The sequence below is a fragment of the Devosia sp. Z6_126 genome, from assembly GCF_058133495.1.
On the sequence record NZ_JBYUNO010000001.1, the window covers coordinates 198,668 to 216,928 of the forward strand.

General features: G+C 63.0%; 18 protein-coding genes, 1 tRNA gene and 1 riboswitch. Of the genes, 10 read left to right on the forward strand and 9 right to left on the reverse strand.

What is annotated here, in order from left to right:
* The first annotated feature begins 16 nt into the window (after window positions 1–16).
* Together AC3YOG_RS01010 and AC3YOG_RS01015 are read left to right on the forward strand one after the other, a co-directional pair.
* The gene (locus tag AC3YOG_RS01010; protein ID WP_127752052.1) at window positions 17–943 is read left to right on the forward strand and encodes a sulfite exporter TauE/SafE family protein; all 927 of its coding nucleotides are present in this window, start codon (window positions 17–19) and stop codon (window positions 941–943) included.
* Window positions 940–1,701 (forward strand): TIGR02186 family protein, encoded by a 762-nt coding sequence (locus AC3YOG_RS01015; protein ID WP_489933736.1) that lies wholly within the window; start codon window positions 940–942, stop codon window positions 1,699–1,701. The genes AC3YOG_RS01010 and AC3YOG_RS01015 overlap by 4 nt, the downstream gene beginning before the upstream one ends.
* A gap of 1 nt (window position 1,702) precedes the next feature.
* On the opposite strand, the gene pdeM is transcribed toward AC3YOG_RS01015, so the two are convergent.
* Complete coding sequence (gene pdeM / locus AC3YOG_RS01020; protein ID WP_489933737.1) at window positions 1,703–2,410, reverse strand: ligase-associated DNA damage response endonuclease PdeM; 708 nt, start codon at window positions 2,408–2,410, stop codon at window positions 1,703–1,705.
* 44 nt (window positions 2,411–2,454) lie between these two features.
* Window positions 2,455–4,980 (reverse strand): ligase-associated DNA damage response DEXH box helicase, encoded by a 2,526-nt coding sequence (locus AC3YOG_RS01025; protein ID WP_489933738.1) that lies wholly within the window; start codon window positions 4,978–4,980, stop codon window positions 2,455–2,457.
* Between the two features lie 75 nt (window positions 4,981–5,055).
* On the opposite strand from AC3YOG_RS01025, the gene AC3YOG_RS01030 reads away from it, so the two are divergent.
* The 3 genes from AC3YOG_RS01030 to AC3YOG_RS01040 all read left to right on the forward strand — a co-directional run bounded on the left by AC3YOG_RS01030 (window position 5,056) and on the right by AC3YOG_RS01040 (window position 7,464).
* On the forward strand, window positions 5,056–5,352 hold the full coding sequence (locus AC3YOG_RS01030; RefSeq protein WP_489933739.1) for a DUF6460 domain-containing protein: 297 nt from the start codon (window positions 5,056–5,058) through the stop codon (window positions 5,350–5,352).
* Window positions 5,349–6,017, forward strand: coding sequence for a nucleoside/nucleotide kinase family protein (locus AC3YOG_RS01035; RefSeq protein ID WP_489933740.1), 669 nt, complete (start codon window positions 5,349–5,351; stop codon window positions 6,015–6,017). Before AC3YOG_RS01030 ends, AC3YOG_RS01035 begins: the two co-directional genes overlap by 4 nt.
* A 91-nt stretch (window positions 6,018–6,108) precedes the next feature.
* The gene (locus tag AC3YOG_RS01040; protein ID WP_489933741.1) at window positions 6,109–7,464 is read left to right on the forward strand and encodes an MATE family efflux transporter; all 1,356 of its coding nucleotides are present in this window, start codon (window positions 6,109–6,111) and stop codon (window positions 7,462–7,464) included.
* Here AC3YOG_RS01040 and AC3YOG_RS01045 read toward each other — a convergent pair.
* Together AC3YOG_RS01045 and AC3YOG_RS01050 are read right to left on the reverse strand one after the other, a co-directional pair.
* Entirely contained in the window at window positions 7,461–8,570 is a 1,110-nt protein-coding gene (locus AC3YOG_RS01045) for a quinone-dependent dihydroorotate dehydrogenase (RefSeq protein WP_489933742.1), read from the reverse strand. The genes AC3YOG_RS01040 and AC3YOG_RS01045 overlap by 4 nt on opposite strands.
* Entirely contained in the window at window positions 8,567–8,920 is a 354-nt protein-coding gene (locus AC3YOG_RS01050; RefSeq protein ID WP_489933743.1) for a DUF952 domain-containing protein, read from the reverse strand. Before AC3YOG_RS01050 ends, AC3YOG_RS01045 begins: the two co-directional genes overlap by 4 nt.
* A gap of 130 nt (window positions 8,921–9,050) precedes the next feature.
* Between AC3YOG_RS01050 and AC3YOG_RS01055 the strand changes: the two genes are divergently transcribed.
* Entirely contained in the window at window positions 9,051–9,692 is a 642-nt protein-coding gene (locus AC3YOG_RS01055) for a S24 family peptidase (RefSeq protein ID WP_489933744.1), read from the forward strand.
* Window positions 9,693–9,774: 82 nt separating this feature from the next.
* Here the strand turns inward: AC3YOG_RS01055 and AC3YOG_RS01060 are convergent, their stop codons facing one another.
* Window positions 9,775–11,397, reverse strand: a complete 1,623-nt coding sequence (locus AC3YOG_RS01060; RefSeq protein WP_489933745.1) for a lysine--tRNA ligase — start codon at window positions 11,395–11,397, stop codon at window positions 9,775–9,777.
* Between the two features lie 71 nt (window positions 11,398–11,468).
* Here AC3YOG_RS01060 and AC3YOG_RS01065 point away from each other — a divergent pair, with 71 nt between their 5' ends.
* Complete coding sequence (locus tag AC3YOG_RS01065; RefSeq protein ID WP_489933746.1) at window positions 11,469–12,113, forward strand: hypothetical protein; 645 nt, start codon at window positions 11,469–11,471, stop codon at window positions 12,111–12,113.
* On the opposite strand, the gene AC3YOG_RS01070 is transcribed toward AC3YOG_RS01065, so the two are convergent.
* Both AC3YOG_RS01070 and metZ read right to left on the reverse strand, forming a co-directional pair.
* Complete coding sequence (locus AC3YOG_RS01070) at window positions 12,052–12,879, reverse strand: transporter substrate-binding domain-containing protein (RefSeq protein WP_489933747.1); 828 nt, start codon at window positions 12,877–12,879, stop codon at window positions 12,052–12,054. The two genes, AC3YOG_RS01065 and AC3YOG_RS01070, sit on opposite strands and share 62 nt — an antisense overlap.
* Window positions 12,880–14,085, reverse strand: coding sequence for an O-succinylhomoserine sulfhydrylase (metZ, locus tag AC3YOG_RS01075; RefSeq protein WP_489890702.1), 1,206 nt, complete (start codon window positions 14,083–14,085; stop codon window positions 12,880–12,882). It lies immediately after the preceding gene.
* 35 nt (window positions 14,086–14,120) lie between these two features.
* A riboswitch (SAM riboswitch) is annotated at window positions 14,121–14,197 on the reverse strand.
* Between the two features lie 62 nt (window positions 14,198–14,259).
* On the opposite strand from metZ, the gene AC3YOG_RS01080 reads away from it, so the two are divergent.
* Window positions 14,260–15,369, forward strand: a complete 1,110-nt coding sequence (locus tag AC3YOG_RS01080; protein ID WP_127752038.1) for a 2'-deoxycytidine 5'-triphosphate deaminase — start codon at window positions 14,260–14,262, stop codon at window positions 15,367–15,369.
* Between the two features lie 40 nt (window positions 15,370–15,409).
* Here AC3YOG_RS01080 and AC3YOG_RS01085 read toward each other — a convergent pair whose 3' ends face one another.
* Together AC3YOG_RS01085 and AC3YOG_RS01090 are read right to left on the reverse strand one after the other, a co-directional pair.
* The gene (locus AC3YOG_RS01085; protein ID WP_489933748.1) at window positions 15,410–15,937 is read right to left on the reverse strand and encodes a YidB family protein; all 528 of its coding nucleotides are present in this window, start codon (window positions 15,935–15,937) and stop codon (window positions 15,410–15,412) included.
* Between the two features lie 23 nt (window positions 15,938–15,960).
* On the reverse strand, window positions 15,961–16,212 hold the full coding sequence (locus tag AC3YOG_RS01090) for a GlsB/YeaQ/YmgE family stress response membrane protein (protein ID WP_172122452.1): 252 nt from the start codon (window positions 16,210–16,212) through the stop codon (window positions 15,961–15,963).
* Between the two features lie 134 nt (window positions 16,213–16,346).
* Between AC3YOG_RS01090 and AC3YOG_RS01095 the strand changes: the two genes are divergently transcribed.
* Together AC3YOG_RS01095 and AC3YOG_RS01100 are read left to right on the forward strand one after the other, a co-directional pair.
* A tRNA-Gly gene (locus AC3YOG_RS01095) sits at window positions 16,347–16,420 on the forward strand.
* Between the two features lie 247 nt (window positions 16,421–16,667).
* Entirely contained in the window at window positions 16,668–18,215 is a 1,548-nt protein-coding gene (locus AC3YOG_RS01100) for a UbiA family prenyltransferase (RefSeq protein WP_489933749.1), read from the forward strand.
* Window positions 18,216–18,261 lie beyond the last annotated feature (46 nt).

The window sequence follows — 18,261 nt, forward strand, 5'->3', positions numbered from 1 at the left end:
TGGATGGATTTGGATCTTGCAGGTTTATCTGCCGATCGCCGAACTTTCCATGAACCTCTTCTTTCTCGTGGGGATCGGAGGGGCGGTCGGCTTTCTGTCGGGCATGTTCGGCGTGGGCGGCGGATTTCTCCTCACCCCGCTCCTGATCTTTTCGGGCGTGCCGGCGCCTGTTGCCGTAGCCTCGGTAACCGGCCAGGTGGTGGCCGCGTCCACCTCGGGAGCCCTCAGTCATTATCGACGGGGCGGGATCGATTTGCATCTGGCGATGTATCTCATCTTGTCGAGCGTGCTCGGCGCCTTTGCGGGCGTAGCGATGTTCTCGTTCTTGAGCGCGGCGGGGCAGCTGGACCTCGTGATCTCGCTGGGCTTTCTGGTGCTGCTTGGCTCGATCGGGATCATGATGCTGATCGAATCGAGCCGGGCCATCCTGCGGCGGCGGTCGGGCGTGGTGGTGCGGGAGCGGCAGGCCAACCAACATAATTGGATGCACGGCCTGCCCTGGCGCGTGCGGTTCAAGAAGTCGCGCCTTTATATCAGCGTGCTGCCGGTGCTGGTGATCGGACTGTTTATCGGCTTTGTCGGCTCGCTGCTCGGTATTGGTGGCGGCTTTATCATGGTTCCGGCGCTGGTTTATCTGCTGCGGGTGCCGGGCAATGTGGTGATCGGCACCTCCTCGTTGCAGGTGGTGGCGATGATGTCGGTGACGACGGTGCTGCATGCCGTGCAGAGCCAGAGCGTCGATATTCTCCTCGCCTTCTGCCTGATGGTGGGGGGCGTGGTGGGGGCGCAGTTCGGCGCTTCGGCCGGCAAGCAGTTGCGGGGCGAACAGCTGCGCGGACTGCTGGCGCTCTTGGTGCTTGCTGTCGCAATCCGCTTTGGCCTGTCGTTGGTGCTGACCCCGGCCGATCCGTTCAGCATGGCCGTGATTGGGTCACTGCAATGATCCGGCTGGTGCTCTGGCTCGTCGCCGCTTTGCTTCTCGCCGTACCGGCGCAGGGCGCGCGGCTGGTGTCCCAGCTCTCCAGCGATACGGTGGATATCACCTCGAGCTTTTCGGGCGAGCGGATGACGTTTTTTGGCACCATCGCGCCTGATGTGGGCTCGAGCCAGTTGACGGTGCCTGGGCCGTTCCATGTGGTGGTGGTGGTGGTCGGGCCGACCCAGAACCGGGTGGCGCGGCAGAAAACGCATAATCTGGGGATCTGGCTCAACACCGACCAGGTGGTGTTTCCCAACTTCCCCAGCTACTTCCATGTGCTTTCGAGCGGGCGGCTGCGCGACATCACCAATCTGACGACGCTGACGGCCGAAAAGATCCTACCCGAAGCCTATACGCTCACGCCCAATGATGCGGGCTGGTGGAAAACCGCGGTGTTCGGGCGCGAACTGGTGCGCCTGATGACCGAGCAGGGCTTGTTTGGGGTGGATGAGAACGCCATCAACTTTCCGACCGAGAACTTCTATTCCGCGCGGCTGACCCTGCCCAGCAATGCGCCGCCCGGACCTTACCTGGCGCTCACTTATGTGTTCCAGAATGGCGAGGTGATCGCACGCAAATCCGAGGGCTTTGCCGTGCGCAAGATCGGGTTCGAGCGATTTCTGGCGATCACCTCCAAGCAGTATCCGTTGGCTTACGGGCTGATCTGCGTCGTGCTGGCTCTGTTCACCGGCTGGGCGGGTGGGGTGATCTTCCGGCGCTAGCTTAGCCGCGCACCAAGCGCCTGGGACTGACCGGATACAGCCGGTCCTTGCCCAGCATGGTGACTTCGAGCGCTGGCCAATGGAAGAGGCCGACAAAGGCGGGCGAGAGGATATTGAGCGACCCCGTAGCTGCGCCATAGGCGGGCAGGATCAGCAGCCGGTTGTCGTGCACAAAGCACGGGCGACGCGTGGTCCGGCCGGCCATGTGCAGATGCGCGCCCGGGTGGAGATGGCCGGCAATGAGGCCGGGCCGGTCGCGACGTGGCTCGTGCGTCAGGTGCAGGCCGGCAAGGTCAAGATGGGGCAGGCAGCGACCGCCCAGAGCGTGGGGCGCGGGATCGTGGTTGCCGGAAAGCCAGAGCCATTCGGCCATGTCGGTCATGCCATCGAGCCGAGCACGATCGCCGTCGTTGAGGGTGCGCGAGCCTTCGTCGCGGTGAAAGCTGTCGCCCAGGGCAATAAGGCGGATCGCGCCCGTGCGGCGCAGGTCCCGTTCCAACTTGGCGAGCGTGACCCCCGTGTCATAGGGCGGCAGCATCTGGCCATGGCGGGCATAGGAGCTGAGTTTTTCCAGATGCAGGTCAGCGACCAAAAGCGTCCTTTGGGCGTGCCAATAAAGGGCGCCTGAAGGGAGCGGCTCAAACAAGTGTCCGGCAAAGCGCAAGACCGGGGTCTCCGTGATCTCGGCTGTAGATAAGACTTGGCTCAAAGCTTGTCCTTGCCCTTGGAGCGCAACTCTCCGGGCCGTCTGTATTAAACTGCTTCGCCGGAGCGCTGTTGTCCTTCGGGGCCACTCATGGCCTCGCGCATCAACTCATCGGCGGCATCTGCCATAGCTGATTCGCGCCCTTCCCCATAAATCGGCTCACGGCCGATATCGAGGAGAATTGGAACGGCCAGCGGGGAAACGCGATGGAGCGGCTTGTGGACGATGTGCTGGCGGATGCGGCGCAGCATCTGACCAAGGCGCTCGATATCGAGCAGGCCGCGGGCGGCATCGCGGCGGGTGGCTTGGATCAGGATGTGGTCTGGCTCGTGCTGGTAAAGCACGTCATAGATGAGATCGGAGGACATGGTGAGCTGCCGCCCGGTTTTCTCCTTGCCGGGATGGCGGCGTTCGATCAGCCCGGCAATGATGGCGCAGTTGCGGAAGGTGCGCTTCATCAAAGCGGATTCATCGAGCCAATCCTCGAGGTCTTCGCCCAGCATGTCTTCGGCAAAGAGTTCGTCGAGCGAAAGTCGATCGGTGCGGATCAGCGCGGAGAGATCACCGAGACCCCAGATCGCCAGCGCATATTCGGAGGCGACAAAACCAAGCGGTCGCGCACGGGCGCGTTCCAGCCGGCGCGTCAGCAGCATGCCCAAGGTCTGGTGGGCGAGCCGGCCTTCAAAGGGGTAGCAGACCATGAAGTTCTGGCTGCCGCGCGCGAAGGTTTCAACCAAGAGACTATCCGAGCGGGGCAGCACCGAGACTTCCTCCTGCAGGCGCAGCCAGTCGCTGACCTGATCGGGGAGCTTGGACCATTCATGGGGATCATCGAGCAAGCGGCGCACCCGATCGGCGAGGTAGGTAGAGAGGGGAAAGCGGCCGCCCATATAGGAGGGGATCTTGGGATCGGTGGACTGGGCCCGGCTCACATAGGCCTCGTTGTCCTTCATGCCCTCGAAGGCGACGATTTCACCGCCGAACATGAAGGTGTCTCCGAGGAGCAGGGTGCCAAAAAAGTATTCCTCCATTTCCCCCAGCACGCGGCCGCCATAGCCGATTGGGCCAGTTGTGGCGCCGCGCTTGAAGCCGCGGCCCCGCACGAGACGCACCTTGACCATGGGCTCTTCAACAATGGTGCCGATATTGAGCCGATATTGCTGGGCGACCTGGGGATGGGCGATGCGCCAGCGCCCGTCGGGCATGAGCTTCAACCGGGCATAGCGCTCATAGGCGCGCAGCGCATAGCCGCCGGTGGCGACAAAGTCGAGAATGCGATCGAACTGAGAGCGCGCCAGATCGCGATAAGGCCAAGCGCGACAAATCTCGGCAAAGAGCTCATCGGGGTGGAAGGGCTCGGCACAGGCCATGCCCAGGATGTGCTGGGCGAGAACATCATAGGCGCCCGAGGTCGGGTCCTCACTATCCTGATGGTTCTCCGAGACAGCTTCCACCGCCGCTTCGCATTCCAGCACTTCAAAGCGGTTGGAGGGGACCAGCAGAGCCTTGGACGGGTCATCGAGCCGGTGATTGGCGCGGCCGATGCGCTGGAGCATGCGCGACGAGCCTTTGGGCGCGCCAACCTGCACGACGAGATCCACATCGCCCCAGTCGATGCCGAGATCAAGCGTCGAGGTGCAGACCACGGCCTTAAGGACACCTGCAGACATAGCCGCTTCCACCTTGCGGCGCTGCTCGACCGAAAGCGAGCCGTGGTGGAGGGCGATGGGCAGCAGGTCCTCGTTCTGCGCCCAGAGGCCTTGGAATAAGGCCTCGGCCTGGGAGCGGGTATTAACGAAAAGGAGCGTAGTGCGGTGCTGTTTGATGGTCTCGTAGAGTTCACGATGGGCATAGGCCGCTGAGTGCCCGGCCCAGGGCAGCCGTTCTTCGGTCTGAAGGATCGCCAGCTCGGGCGGGGCGCCACCGCCAGCCGTCAGCAGATGCGTAGGCGCTTCTGGGAGTGGCAAGGCGATCCAGTCGCGCAAGAGATCGGGTCGCGCAACCGTTGCGCTGAGTGCGGTGATACGCATATCCGGCGCCATCCGCGCCAGCCGGGCAATGGCCAGCGACAGCAATTCGCCGCGCTTGGAGGTGACCAGGGCATGGAGCTCATCGAGCACGATACGACGCACCGAGCCAAACAGCAGCTCGGCCTGAGGGTGGCTGAGCAGCAGGGCGATCTGTTCGGGGGTGGTGAGCAGGATTTGGGGCGGATTGGTGCGCTGGCGGGCGCGGCGCGACGCGGGCGTGTCGCCGGTCCGGGTCTCAACCCTGATCGGCAGGCCCATTTCCGCAATCGGGGTTTCCAGATTGCGAGCGACGTCCACCGCGAGGGCCTTGAGCGGGGAAATATAGAGCGTGTGCAAGCCCGGGCGAGGCTCGGCAATCAGGTCGGCAAGCGTGGGGAGAAAACCGGCCAGCGTCTTGCCGGCCCCGGTCGGCGCAATCAGCAGCGCCGAGGCACTGGCATTCCAGCTCTCGAGCACCGCCAGCTGATGGGCGCGCGGGGCCCAGCCTTTGCTGGCGAACCAATCGGTGATCACGGGGGGCAGATGCGGGTGGAGTTCGGTCACAGAGGCGCCAAGGTCTTGGGCAAGATGCAAACAGCCTATATGGTGGCGGGGCGAGGCAGAAGCGAGGTAGCCGGCATGATCGAAGATCGCGAAGAGTATGTGGATCGCCGCTCCTGGCTGGAGCGCTTCATGGGCGGCCGGCCCGGGGGCGTCGTCGTACGGTTGATCCTGCTATCGCTGGTGGCAGGCTTTTTCATGTCGGTATTCGGGGTTGATGCCACCGAGATCTTCCGGGGTGCCGTTGAACTCGTACGCGAAACGCTGCGCGATAGCGCCGGGGTTGCACGCACGACGCTCAATTATGTGCTGACGGGGGCGGCGCTGGTGGTGCCGATCTGGCTGTTGCTGCGCCTCACGGCCAAGCGCCGATGACCCAGGAACTGCATCTCACCCCCGGGGAAGCGCTGGGGCGGCTGGTGCCCCATATCCTTGAGCTGATGAGCCAGAACCATGGGCGGATTGCCGTGGGCATTGCCGGGGGGCCGGGCGTGGGCAAATCGACGCTGGCGGCAGAACTCGTGACCATGATCAACGCGACCCATCCCGGGATTGCGGCCCTTGTGCCCATGGACGGGTTTCACATGCGCCATGCCAAGCTCGAAGCGCTGGGGCAGACCGATCGCAAGGGCGCGCCCCACACCTTCGAGGGCGAGGCCTTCGTCGATTTTCTGCATCAGCTGAAACGGGCAACGCAAACCATCACTGGCCCGGGCTATTCGCGCAAGATCGAGGATGTGGTGGAGGATGCCTTTGCCGTTGGCCCCGAAGTGCGGGTGCTGATCGTTGAGGGCAACTATCTGTTGTTGACGCAGGGGCCCTGGGCCGGGGTCAAGTCCCTGCTGGATTATGCCGTGTTCATCAATGTGCCGCGTGAACGGGTGGAACAGCGTTTGCTGCGGCGCCACGCAGCCGAAGGGCTGTTCACCGAGGAGCGCAATCGCGCCCACATCGCGCGCAATGACCTGCCCAATTATGACCTGGTTTGGGAGTCGCGCGACCGCGCCGATGTGATCATCGAACTCGATACCGAAAGCTGAAACTGTGCTGAACAGCCACTGGCAGCGCTGCGAAATGCCGTTATAAGCTGGGTGCTGTTGCCCCTCCCCTGCTTTTCCCCCGAGTTGATCGATGACCACGACCACGCCGCTGCGGCCGCAATATCCATTCGTGGTGCGGCATGGTGATGTGTGGAAAATCGCCCTGCCCGCGAGCCTGGCCTTTATCACCGAGCCCATTGTGGGGCTGGTTGATATCACGGTAATCGGGCGGCTGGGCGATGCGAGCCTGCTGGGCGGGCTGGTTCTGGCCGCACTGCTGTTCGATGTGCTGTTTTCCTTGGCTTATTTCCTGCGCATCGGCACGGCCGGGTTGACCGCCCAGGCGGTTGGCGCGCGTGAGGCCAATGGTGGGCTGGTGCATGCCAGCCGGGCCATCGTGCTCGCGGTGCTGATCGGCATCGCGATGATCGCCTTCGCCGGACCAATCTTGTGGCTGAGCAATCGCTTGCTTGCCCCCGAAGTGGGAGTATCCGCTGCAATGGGCGAGTATTTTGCCGTTCGCATCTGGGCGGCGCCCTTTGCGCTGTTGAACTATGCGCTGCTGGGGTGGTTTTACGGCCGGGCGCAGGCCACCACCGGCATGATGCTGCAAATGCTGCTCCATGGCATCGATATCGTACTCAGCATCTGGTTCGTGCATGGCTTGGGTTGGGGCGTGCCGGGGGCGGCCTGGGCCACGGTGATCGGCCAAGCGGTCGCGGCCCTGCTTGGGCTGGGGCTGCTGGTGCGCCATTTCGGCGGCTTGGGCCGGATCGCTCACCTTGTGCCACTGGCCGAGCTGCTCGATCCGAAGGGCCTCAAGCGCATGTTCGGCCTGAGCCGGGATCTGATGATCCGGTCCATGGCGCTGATGGGCGCCTATGCGTGGTTTGCGGCGCAGGGCACGCGCATGGGCGAGGTGGCGCTATCGGGCAATGCCTTGTTGCTGAACCTCCTCATGGTGGCCGGGTATTTTCTGGATGGCATCGCGCAGGCGGCCGAGCAATTGAGCGGCAAAGCACTGGGCGCCAATTGGCGGCCGGCCTTTGATCAGGCTTATCGGCTCAGCTTTGCCTGGGGTTTCATGCTCGCGGCAGGGCTGGGCCTGGCCTGGTTCGCCGGCGGGCCCTGGATCATTGGCCTCATGACGACCAATGCGGAAGTGCAGCAGCATGCCCTGCTCTACCTGCCCGTGGCGGCGCTCTGCGCCGTCACCTTCATGCCGGCCGTGGTGTTTGACGGCATTCTGGTGGGCACGACGCTCAATGTGCTGATGCGCAATGGCATGGTAGCGTCGCTGGTGGTGTTTTTGGCCGCAGTCGCCGTGCTGCAGCCCTTGTGGGGCAATTTGGGATTGTGGGCCGCGCTCCATTGCTGGTTTTTGGCGCGCGGAGCGATTTACTGGTGGGCGCTGGAGCGCCGCAAGGCCAGCTTGTTCGCCGCCTAGGGGGTGGTGGCGTCGCTAGCCCAGTGCTCGACACGGGTGCCGACGAGCTCGCTGATATTGGTTTTGCCCTGGGCCCGCACGGCAGCGAGGAGGCCCTGCTTGATCTGATTGAGCAGATCAAGGCCGCCGAACACCAGGGCGGAATAAAGCTGGACGGCGTTGGCGCCCGCTTCGAACTTGGCGAGCGCGGTTTGCGGCGAATGAATGCCGCCGACCCCGATGATGGGCAAATCGCCGACACGCTGGCGCGTTTGGGCCAGGCGTTGCGTAGCGCGGTTGAACAAGGGCTTGCCCGAAAGCCCGCCCGCCTCGGTGGCGTTGGCTTGGCCCTGCACAGTGTCGCGGCTGAGCGTGGTGTTGGAGACAATGAGGCCATCGAGATCGGTGGCCAGCACCACTTTGGCGATGGCGTCGAGCGCAGCCTCGTCGAGATCGGGGGCGATCTTGAGGAAAACGGGAACCCGGACGCGGCTTTTGGCGCGGGCCTGCAGCACTTCACCCAGGAGGCGGCGCAGGGCCTCGTCGCTTTGTAGATCACGCAGGCCAGGGGTGTTGGGCGAGGAGATATTGACGGTCAGGTAATCGGCGAGATCGGCGAAGCGCTGCACACCCAAGACGTAATCGGCGACGAAATCGGCGCTGTCCTTGTTGGCGCCGATATTGATGCCGAGGGCCGCGGGGACGCGAGCGTCCTTGAGGCGGGCGAAGACCGCTTCGTGGCCCTCATTGTTGAAGCCCATGCGGTTGATGACGCCCTCGCCCTCGGGCAGGCGGAACAGACGCGGCTTGGGATTGCCCGCTTGCGGACGCGGGGTGACGGTGCCGATCTCGACCATGCCAAAACCCATCAGGGCCAGGGGACGTGCCACTTCGGCATTCTTGTCAAAGCCGGCCGCCATGCCCACGGGATTGCTTAACTCAAGCCCGCACAAAGTGGTGCATAGCTCGGGCGGATCAGCCTGGGCCTGTTCGGGGCCGAGGCCCAGCCGCAGCGCCTTGATCGTGGCGAGGTGGGCGGTTTCCGCATCGAGCTTGAGCAAGGCGTCGCGCGTCAGCTCCTGAACCGGGGCGAGACGCAGCAAAGGTGAAAGGGCAGAGAAGATCATTGCACCGCCTCGGGCAGTCGGCAGGAGCCATCGGCCGCCACGGCCAAAGGAGCTTCCCAGACAATGGCTGTCGTGGGCAGGTCGGCGTAAAGATGGGGGAATAGTTGCCCACCACGCGAGGGCTCCCAAACCAGGAGTTGCGCGAGATCGGCGGTGCGCACAGCCAGCAACACCAGGTCCGACTGTCCGGCGAAGTGGAGGCGCAGGGTTTCGGGCAGTTGCGCGGCGGTGGAAAAATGCATGTAACCATCGGCAGCATCAACCGGCATGCCGGGAAAAGCCGGCGCATTCCGGTAAGGCGCGAATGCGGCCTCGGTGGCAATCTTGTAGATGAGAACGGGCGTGGTCATGGCGCGACCCTAATCACCACTTCGGCAAAGGGGCAAGCGGGTCTGACTTTACAGGCGGTGGGAAGATGTGTAGGAAATAGGACTTATTGCCTAAGAGAGACAAATTTCCTGCCGCAGTGAGTTGCCACCCATGTTGTCACACCGAGCCGTTTGGGATGGGATCGACGCCCTAGCGCGCCGGCAGCGCCTGTCCGTTTCAGCGCTAGCCAAGCTTGCGGGGCTTGATGCCACGGCGTTCAACGTGTCCAAGCGCGTGAGCAAGGATGGGCGGGAGCGGTGGCCATCCACCGAAAGCCTAGCCAAGATTCTTGAAGCGACGGGAGAGGGCTTTGATACTTTCCTGGCGGGAACCGGGGCCTTCATGCAGATGCCCGAGCGTGGATCAGTCCCCACTGTGCCACTGCTGGGTCTAGCGCAAGCAGGTTCAGGCGGGTTTTTCGACAGCGCGGGTTTCCCGGCCGGTCAGGGCTGGGAGGAGATCGCCCTCCCTACCCCGGGAGAAGCCGGGATCTATGCGCTTGAGGTGCAGGGCGACTCCATGGAGCCGCTTTACCGCGAAGGCGACCGGATCGTGGTCTCGCCCACGGAGCAGGTGCGGCGGGGCGACCGGGTCGTGGTCAAGACGCGCGATGGCGAGGTGATGGCCAAGATCCTCGCGCGGCAAACGGCCAAGCAGATCGAACTGCATTCGGTCAATCCGGCCTATGGGCCGCGCTTGATCAATACCGCCGACATTGAATGGATCGCGCGGATCATCTGGGCCAGCCAATAAGGCGGGCCGGTATGGGGGTTGGACCCCCGGCTCAGGGCCGGGGTGAGAGCGGGATGTGGCGGACGAATTTTGCCCGTGCGGGTCAGGCGGCGGTTGAGTTCAGCAGCTTGCCTTCTAGGGCGTCCTCGATGAGCCTGCGCGTTTCCCCCACGCCGTAAAGGGCGATGAAGGAGCCGAAGCGCGGGCCCTGATCCTCGCCGAGCAGCACCTGGTAGATAGCCTTGAACCAGTCGCGCAGCGGCTCGAACTTGTGGGCCTTGCCGATTTCGTAGACCAGGTTCTGCAGCGCCTCGGCATCGGTCGAGCCGGCATAGGCCTCGAGCTGGGTGCGCAGGTCCTCAAGCGCGGCGCGCTCGTGGTCGGTTGGCGCGCGGTAGATCTTGAACGGCTTAACGCGATCGTTGAAGTAGCGCACCGCATAGCCGGCGAGCTTGTCGAGCTCGGGATGGGTCACGGGGCTCGCGCCGGGGATGTAGCGCGAGATAAAGCCCCACATCACCTTGGTATCCTGGGCATTGGCAGTAGCGACCAGGTTGAGCAGCAGCGCAAAGCTGAGCGGCACGTCGGGGTTCGGGACGGCGCCGTAGTGGACGTGGAAGGCCGGATTCTCGAGCCGGGCAGCGGCGTCCTGCTCCTGGTAGGCCGCAACATGGGAGTAATAGTCGTCGACCTGGCGCGGGATGACGTCGAAGTGCAAGCGCTTGGCAACACGCGGCTTGAGGAACATGTAGAGCCCCAGACTCTCAGTTGACGCATAGGTCAGCCATTCATCGATGGTGAGCCCGTTGCCCTTGGACTTGGAGATCTTCTGGCCCTCGGAATCGAGAAAGAGCTCGTAGACATAGTGCTCGGGCGGGGTGCCGCCGAGAATGGCGCAGATCTTGTCGTAGATGTGCTGGTTGGTTTGGTGGTCCTTGCCGAACATTTCGAAATCGACGCCCAGGGCGGCCCAGCGCATGCCGAAATCGGGCTTCCACTGCAGCTTTACGTGGCCCCCGGTGACCGGGACCGTGGTGTCGCGTCCATCTTCGTCGGTGAAGGTGACAGTGCCGTCCTTGGCATTGACCTCCTTCATCGGCACGTAGAGCACGCGGCCGGAGATGGGCGAGATGGGCAGAAAGGGCGAGTAGGTTGCCTGCCGCTCGGCACCCAGAGAGGGCAGCATCACCGCCATGATGTCGTCATAGCGTTCGGCGGCGAGGCGCAGGACCGTGTCGAAGCGGCCGGACTTGTAGTAGTCGGTAGCGCTGGCGAACTCGTAGTCGAAGCCGAACGTGTCGAGGAAACGCCGGAGCATGGCGTTGTTGTGGTCGCCGAAGCTGTTGTGCTCGTTGGTCCAGGGGTCCGGCACGGAGGTCAGCGGCTTTTGCAGATGCGGCTCCATCGCCTCCTTGGAGGGCACGGTTTCCGGGATCTTGCGCATGCCGTCCATGTCATCGGAGAAGCAGAGGAGCCGGGTGGGCACCTGGTCGCGGGTGAGCAAGCGAAAGGCCGTCCGCACCATGGTGGTACGGGCCACTTCGCCGAACGTGCCGATATGGGGCAGGCCCGAGGGACCATAGCCGGTTTCGAACAGGGCTTCCTTTTTCCCGGTTTTTTCGAGCCGCGCGACGAGCTTGCGGGCTTCCTCAAACGGCCAGGCGCGGGCGGTTTGGGCAGCGTCAAAAAACGCAGGATCGAGTTCGGGCAGCGGAGCGGGCGACAATGCAACAAGCCTTTCGGAGGAGGTTTGAGCGTGTGTTGCATCCCCTGCCCCTTGCGTCAATTGCGCGGCGCTTGCCGGGCGCCGACCAACTGCCTAGGGTCGCGGGCTCAGAGACAAGGAAAAAGGCCGCTTCGTTAATGATTTCCAATCAGGCAACAACACGGCCCGATGCTCTTGCGGGCTTTGCCGAGCGGTTTCCCGGCATTCAGTTGCGCCTGCATTACGAGCGGATTGCGCCGGGAACAGCGACAGTCGGGGTGCAAGAGATCACCGACCGCGCGGCTCTTGGCGACGTTTTCACCGCCTACCGCGCCACGCAGCGGCAGGTGGAGGTGTCGATGAAGAACCCGTTCGCGCGGCCGATGCGCATCGGCGATATTGCCGCGCGGCTGGGTGAGTTTCCGGCAGCCAACCAGCAAGCCTTCATTGCCTACCGCGATCGATTTGCCCAAAACGCCGAGCCAATCACCGTTGACGTGCCAGCTTATGATCTGGGTGCGGGGCTCCTGCTGCTGCTGGACGGCAATCATCGCGCGACGGCCCTGTTCATGGGCGAGGTGCCGTTCGTGTTGCGCCTGCATGTGCTGAGCGCGCCGGTTAGCCGGCGCGTGCTCATCGACCTCAAATACTGGGATGGCGGCTGGCGCCGCTTCTTCAATAAAAGCCGACCGGGAACCAGCGCAGATAAAGCTCGTCCAGCGCACCGCTTTCCTTGAGCTCCACCAGCGCCCAATCGATGGCGTGACGGATGGCATCATTGCCGGCCGGCACGGCAATAGCCAAGCCTTCGCCGAAGAGGGCCGGCCGGAAATAGGCCGGGCCGGCAAAGCCGCAGCAGCTCAGATTTTCGTTGAGCCAGAAGGATGCGCGCATGCCGTCGCCGAAATAGGCGTCGACGGTGCCCTCGGCTACCGCGGCAAGGGCAGCCGCTTCGCTGTCAAAGCCCTGGATGGTGGCGCCCGGCAGGTAGCGGGTCATGAAGGTTTCGTGGGCGCTGCCGCGGCGCACCGCCACCGTCTTGCCCGCAAGCTGGGCCGGATCGAACTGCTCGATATCGGCGGCTCCGGTCACAAAGCGCCCTGGCAGGGCCAAGTAAGTGGTGGAATAATCAAAACGCTGGCCGTTCTCGGGCGAAAGCGCGAGGCCTGCGATCAAGGCGTCGCCCTGATTGTCGGCCAAGGCATTGGCAGCCTGATCCCAGGGCCAAGCCTGGATGGTGCAGGCGGTATCGACCTGGGTGCAGATGCGCCGAGCCAGATCGATGTTGAAGCCGATCAGTTCGCCGCTGGCGTCACGGAAGTTGAACGGCGGGAAGTCCGCCGTGGTGAGAAAGCGGATTGCCGGCACCTGCGCGAGGCTAGGCGCGATTTCCCGTGCGCTGGGATCGGCGTGATAAGGCAAGGGCTGCGCCTGTGCCAACGCTACGCCACCCAGCGCACTCGCCAACAGGACGATCAGGCGCAGAAACGCGGGGGCGCGCATCTAGACCTGATCCAGTCCGTAAAGCAGATCGGCCAGCAGATCCTCAGTTGCTTCTAGCCCCACGGAAAGACGCAGCAGGCCGGGGGTGATCCCCGATTCAAGCTTGACCTCTTCGGACAAGCGCTGGTGAGTGGTGGTGCGCGGATGGGTAATGATCGACTTGGCGTCACCCAGATTGTTGGAAATCAGGATCACCGCCAATGCATCGGCCATGCGGAATGCCGCTTCCTGGCCGCCCTCGACTTCGAAGGCGACAAGGGTGGAGCCAGCGCGCATCTGACGCATGCCGAGTTCGTATTGGGGATGATCGGGATGGTGCGGATAAAGCACCCGGCTGATCTTGGGGTGATCGCTCAGCGCATTGGCAATGGCCGCAGCCGAGGCATTGGACTGGCGCACCCGGATCGGCAGGGTTTCCAGTCCTTTAAGCAGCGTCCAGGCGTTGAACGGGCTCATGGATGGGCCGGTCTGGCGGATAAAAGTATGGATATCGCCCCCGATCCGCTCTTGGCTGCCCAGAATGGCGCCACCCATAACGCGGCCCTGGCCATCGATATGCTTGGTGGCGGAATAAACGACGAGGTCGGCACCCAGGGCCAGGGGCGACTGGTTGATGGGGGTGGCAAAGACATTGTCGACGATCAGCACGGCGCCATGGGCGTGCGCAATATCGGCAACGGCGGCAATGTCGACCAGCTCGAGCGTGGGGTTGGTGGGCGTTTCGAGAAACACCGCTTTGGTATTGGGCTGCATGGCGGCGGCAAAATTGTTGGGGTCGCGGCCATCAACCAAGGTGGAGCTGACGCCCCAGCGCGGCAAATAGTCTTCCACGACATAGCGGCAGGAGCCGAACAGGGCGCGCGCCGATACGACGTGATCGCCCGCGCGCAGCTGGCTCATTAGCGCCAAGGTCACGGCAGCCATGCCCGTTGCCGTGCCGCGCGCCGCCTCGGCTCCTTCCAGCAGCGCGATACGGTTCTGGAACATTTCGACGGTGGGATTGGAAAAGCGCGAATAAATATAGCCGGGATCGTCACCCTTGAAGCGCGCTTCGGCTGCGCCCGAACTGGGATAAACATAGCCCGAGTTCAAATATAGGGCCTCGGAGGTTTCGCCCGCCGGCGAGCGTTCAGTGCCACCATGGACCAGCTGCGTTTCGGGGGCCCTACGCGCAGGATCGAATAGCGGATTTTCGGTCTTGGACATGGTGATCTCAACAAAAAACCGGCGCGCAGGAAAGCGGCCGGTGTGAAACGGTCCTTTAGCGACTTATTTTAAGTGGCTGCAATCGGCCGGCCAAATCACCACTTCGCGCATCTAAAGGCAATTGCTCGCCGCCGTCAATTGTTGCTAGGGGTTGCGGCGAACTTGGAGAAGCGCATGGACAAGCAGGGCGACTGGCCATCGGGGGTGTTTCCAGCCCGGCTGATCGAGGCCTTGCATGCGCAAGGCGCCATCAGGACCGAGCGGGCATTCGATGCCGACCAGGTGCAGCCGGCAAGCCTTGATCTGCGGTTGGGCGCGGTGGCTTATCGGGTGCGCTCAAGCTTTTTGCCGGGCCCGGATCATTCGGTGGCCGAGCGGATCGATGCGCTCAAGCTGCATGAGATTGACCTTTCGGGCGGGGCGGTGCTGGAGCGCGGCTGCGTTTATCTCGTGCCGCTGCAGGAAAGCCTGGCCTTGCCGCCAAGCGTAAGCGCTTCAACCAACCCCAAGAGCTCGACCGGACGGCTCGATGTTTTTACCCGGGTGATCGGGGACCGCGCGCGCGGCTTTGACCAGATGCCGGCAGGCTATCACGGCCCGCTCTATCTGGAAGTGAGCCCGCGCACCTTCCCCATTCTGGTGCGCAGCGGCTCGCGGTTGTCGCAGATGCGTTTTCGGGTGGGTGACTCGCGGCTGTCCCAGGCCGAGCATGTGCAACTGCACGGCCTTGAAAAGTTGGTGTTTGGCGGCGATCATCCGGTGGGTGACGGGGTGGCGTTGTCCATCGACCTCAAGGGCGAGGGGCGCAACGGGCTGGTTGGGTTCCGGTCCAAACGGCATACGGCAGTGGTGGATGTGGATCGCAAGGGCGCGCTCGACGTGCTCGATTTTTGGGACCCGCTCTACAATCGCGGCAGCGATGAGCTGATCCTTGATCCCGACGAATTCTATATCCTGGTCAGCGACGAAGCCGTGCATGTTCCGCCCACCCATGCAGCCGAAATGGTGCCGTTTGATCCGCTGGTGGGGGAATTCCGTGTGCACTATGCGGGATTCTTCGACCCCGGCTTTGGCCATTCGCCCGCAGGTGGAACCGGCAGCCGCGCCGTACTTGAAGTGCGCAGCCGGGAAGTGCCATTTCTCTTGGGCCATCGGCAGACCATTGGCCGGCTGGTTTATGAACGCCTGGCGGAGCGCCCTGAGCGCCTGTACGGCACCGAGCTCAACTCGAACTACCAGGCGCAGACGCTCAAGCTGTCAAAACACTTCAAGCCCTATCCGTAACCGGAAAGGGCTTGAAGTGCAGACCTGTGGCTAAGTTGCCTCAGGTGATCAGGCGCGCAGCCTCTTCCTCGGTGGGAATGTGGCCGTCAGGCGTGAAGTGGTTGACGGCTTCAGGCAGGGTCTGGCTCAGGCGCTGCAGCAATTCGGTGCGGGAAAGCCCGGTTTGCTGGGTGAGTGAGGTGATTGTGTCCTCGCCCAGCGTTTCTTCCAGATCGCTGGTGTCGAGCGGCTCGTTGTTGCCGGGTCCAACCCAGCTTTGAGCCTTGTTGCCCCGTCCCGACTGGTTGAAGCTATCCATCAGATCGCCGAGACCGCCGCTCAGCATGCCACCCAGACCGCCTGCCGCGCCGCCCCCACCCAGGAGGCCACCGAGCATGCCGCCCAAATTGCCCAGGCCGCCTTGGGCGCCGGTTTGGCCGGGTTCGCCAAGACCACCCTGACCGCCCTGGCCCCCTAGCCCTCCCTGCCGACCGGCGTTGCCGAGCAGTTCGCCGAGTTTATCGCGGTTTTGATAGCCGGCTACCGCCAGCAAGCCCAACAGGGCCATCATGGAAGGGCCACGTTTCATTTTGCTTCTCCTTCAGGTGCCGCTTAGCGGCGACGGGCGATAAAGCCCCAGATTGCCAGCACGATCACTGCGCCGACGATTGCGCCAATAAAGCCTGCACCTTCATCGGCGCTGTACCAGCCGAGCGCCTGACCAAGGAAGGTCGCGACAAAGGCACCAACAATGCCGAGGATCGTGGTGAGGATAAAGCCCGAAGGCTCATTGTTGCCCGGCATGATAAACTTGGCGATGATGCCGGCAACGAAACCGATGATGATGGTCCAGATAATACCCATGACGCTGTGCTCCAAAGAGATGGTGCTCAAGCAACGCCGCCACTGCCGCGCGGTTCCCCCGCCGGGAGGTTTGACGGTTAAGGCGGGCGGAATCGCTTGACGGCTGGGGAGGTTTCGCGCATCTAGAAACCCGTGCGGGTGTAGCTCAATGGTAGAGCAGAAGCTTCCCAAGCTTACGACGAGGGTTCGATTCCCTTCACCCGCTCCAACTTTTCCATTCAGCTTGTTTGTTTGCCGGGGCCCGAGAACATGACTCAGCCGCGATTCATCATGCTTGAAGCCGCTTGTTGCGGCCATTTTTCAGCCCTTTTACAAGAACATAGCTCCCATGCAGCTTTCGGGGGGCGAAGGCGCGCTTTCATTGCTTCACATTATCGATGACCAATGAAGGGAACGCGCACGGGCTTTCTCTGGTTTCGGGTGGGGTTCGGCCCTTCTTCCCAAGCAGGTGATACGTGAGTGAACTTGAACAGCATGCAACAGAAGTCTTGAAGTTCTCGGCACGCAATGCCCGGCACAAGCGGCCAGCCTATCTGCGGGACGCCACGGTGGATTCCGATGGGAATATCGCCGTTCTCAAGCAAAGCGAGCATCTTCGGCCCTTGGTCGTTGATCTCGATGGCACCCTGTTGCGCTCTGACCTGTTGATCGAGACGGCGTTCGCCGAGCTGTCCCGGCGCCCGCTTGCGCTGCTCGAACTGATAGCCGCGCTCAAGCAGGGCAAGGCGGCGCTGAAGCATCGCCTGGCGGCGACGGCTGTATTTGACCCGGCCGTTTTGCCCTATGACGAGGAAGTGCTGCGTTGCATTCGCCAGGCGCGCGCCGAAGGGCGTCCGGTTTATCTGGCCTCAGCCAGCCATGAAGTGCTGGTTGGCGCCGTAGCAGATCACCTCGAGCTGTTCGATGGCTGGTTCGCAACCGATGAGTTGACCAATTGCGCGGGCAAGGTGAAGGCGCACAAGCTGGTGGAGGCTTTTGGGGAGAAGGGCTTCGATTACATCGGCAATGATGCGGCCGACCTGCATGTCTGGCCACACGCCGCCAAGGCCTTGGCAATCCGAGCCCCAGCGCGGGTTGGGCGGGCGCTGGCAAGTTCCAGCGACGATGTTGAGCACTTGACCCATGAGCGGGCGGGCTGGAAAGCCTGGGCCAAGCTGATGCGGGTGCATCAATATGCCAAGAACGGCCTCGTCTTTGTGCCTCTGATCACCAGCCAGATGTTTGAGCTGGCGGCATTCATGCACGTCCTCGTGGCAGCAATTGCCTTTTCGCTTTGCGCCTCCAGCGTTTACATCCTCAACGACCTGATCGACCTGCAGGACGACCGCGGCCACCGCAGCAAGCGGCATCGCCCGCTCGCCAATGGCTCCGTTCCGCTTTCGGAAGCCATGCTGGCTATCCCGGTTCTGCTCGGCATCTCCCTGGCGCTGGGCGCCTGGGTTTCCCTGCCCTTCCTTGGGGTCCTGCTGGGCTATTTTGCTCTCACCAGCGCTTATACCTTCCTGCTCAAGCGCAAGATGATTGCCGATGTGATCACGCTCGCTGGCCTTTATTCCGTGCGCGTCGTCGGCGGTGCCGTGGCTTTGTCCGTGGTGCTCTCGCCCTGGTTGCTGGCGTTCACCATGTCCTGGTTCCTGTCGCTCGCACTGATCAAGCGCTATGTAGAACTTCAGGCCCGGCGCGAAGCGAACCTGCCCGACGCCACCAGCCGCGACTATCGCAACGACGACATCCACATGGTTGGGGCGCTCGCCGCAGCAGCTTCGCTCAACGCCATCACACTGTTCCTGCTTTACGCCTCGAGCGAAAGCGTGGTCACCACCTTCAGCCGCCCGGAAATCTTGTGGTTCGTGGCGCCCATTCTGGCTTATTGGATTGGCCGGGCCTTGCTGGTTGCGCGCCGTGGGGAAATGCATGATGACCCGGTGGTGTTCGCTCTCAAGGATCGACTCAGCGTGGCAACGCTGGCGACCGCCGGCGTTCTTTTCGTGGCAGCCTTCTAGAACAAGCAGGACCTGAACCATTTGCTACCCTGTTCCCTATCCGCGT